At 66.3% G+C, this 1,748-nt stretch carries 2 protein-coding genes; one reads left to right on the top strand and one right to left on the bottom strand.

Annotated elements, in window-relative coordinates:
• Positions 1-33 precede the first annotated feature (33 nt).
• Positions 34-1,164, bottom strand: coding sequence for an RNA-guided endonuclease TnpB family protein (locus EHS43_RS43885; protein WP_125195979.1), 1,131 nt, complete (start codon positions 1,162-1,164; stop codon positions 34-36).
• Between the two features lie 50 nt (positions 1,165-1,214).
• On the opposite strand from EHS43_RS43885, the gene tnpA reads away from it, so the two are divergent.
• Complete coding sequence (gene tnpA / locus EHS43_RS43880; RefSeq protein ID WP_125195978.1) at positions 1,215-1,643, top strand: IS200/IS605 family transposase; 429 nt, start codon at positions 1,215-1,217, stop codon at positions 1,641-1,643.
• The last annotated feature ends 105 nt before the right edge of the window (positions 1,644-1,748 follow it).

The raw sequence follows: 1,748 nt of genomic DNA, 5'->3' as shown, positions 1-1,748 counted from the left end.
TGCTGGGGTGGACTCCTCCGTCCAGACACCCCGTTATGGGGTGGCAGGGACGCGTGACTCACGCCCCGCATTCCACACGCTCTCGCCACGGGTGGCGATGTTGTGGGAAGCGTTCCGGTCGGCGTGGGCAACGACCCCGCACCCCCGGCAGATGAAAAGCCCCTGGTCGATACGGTTGCGTTTGTCGACGTGGCCGCACTCGGCGCACGTCTGCGACGTGTACGCGGGATCAACGAAGACCAGGGGTACCCCGGCCCGCTTGGCCTTGTAGACGATGAAGTCTCCGAGCTGGGCGAAGGCCCAGGAGTGGAGTGCGACCCGTTGGGGCTTGCGGAGCCGTACCCGGGTGCGGATGCCCTTGAGTTCTTCGAGGGACAGGCCGCGTCCGGTGCGTTCAGCCTCGGTCACGATCGTCTTGGAGATGATGTGGTTCTGGTTGGCCCCGTGCCGCGCCTCCTTGCGGGCACGGGCCTTGAGCCGCCGCTTGGCAGACTTGGTGCGCTTCTTCTGGAGCTTTGCTCGCAGGGCAAGCTGTCGCTTGCGGTACCGGTTGAGCCCCCGCCCGGCGGCGAGGTAGCCGGTGGAGGCGGTGGCGATGTTGTCGATGCCGAGGTCCACGCCGATGAAGCCGTCCGGCTCGTACTGCCCGGCCTCGGGCACGTCACAGGTGGCGACGAGGTAGAACACGCCGTCGCGCTGGATCAGGTCGGATTCGCCCTGCCGGTACGCCTGGAGCATCTTGAGCGCGTCGGCGGAGCAGGCGAAGCGGATGTTCCTGACCCGGCCGTCCACGGTCCAGACGGACACGGTCCGCTGGTCGTACTGCCAGCTCAAACACCGGTCGTCATACGGCTGGGCTGCTTCGGGGCGAAAGGTGACCGGCTTGGACTCAGCCCTGCGGCGACGCCTCGAGCCCTCCTTGCCGAGGTTCCCGGCCCGGATGTTGGCCTTGAGCGTGGTGTACGAGTCGCGCACCTTCTTGATGACGTGTTGCGCGGCCTGCGCTCCCAGCCCACGGGCCTTGAGTTCGGCGTAGGTGTGCTTGCGCAGCTCGTACTCACGCGGCACACCGCGCTCGAACGCCACCTCCGACACCCAGTTCGCGGCGTCGTTGACCGTGCCCAGGGTGCGCTCAAGCGCGGATGCCTGCACGGCGTCCGGCATGAGCTTGACCTGCGTCACGATCTTCACGAGCGTGACCGTAGCATTGATCTATGTCACCACGCTGGGAGCCAAACCCCGATATCCGCAGGGGCCGTAGCGTCGTCTACACCCTGCATGCACACTTGGTCTTCACCCCCAAGTACCGGCGTGGACCGTTCACCGACGAGATCCTTCTGCGCTGCGAAGAGGTCATGCGCGACGTGTGCACCGACTTCGGCGCGGAGCTGCGAGAGTTCAACGGCGAACGCGATCACGTCCACCTGCTCGTGCACTACCCGCCCAAGGTCGCCATCTCCCGACTCGTCGGCTCCCTCAAGGGCGTCTCCGCCCGGCGCCTGCGGCAGGAGTTCCCCGGCCACATCCGCAAGTACCTGTGGGGTGAGCACTTCTGGTCCCCGTCGTACTTCGCCGCCTCGTGCGGGGGCGCCCCGCTCGCCGTCATCAAGGAGTACATCGAGACCCAGAAACGTCCCGACTGAGGCCAACAGTGCAGACCCGTGCACTCGTGCACGTCAGAGCAGTGTTAAGAAGCGCTTCCTCCCGGGCGTGAACGCCCGGGGTTCCGCGCTAGATCATGCTGAAGT

This window comes from Streptomyces sp. RP5T (assembly GCF_003933965.1).
GTDB lineage: Bacteria > Actinomycetota > Actinomycetes > Streptomycetales > Streptomycetaceae > Streptomyces.
The sequence above is the reverse complement of the archived record's forward strand: the minus strand, read 5'-3'. Positions and strand labels throughout refer to the sequence as shown.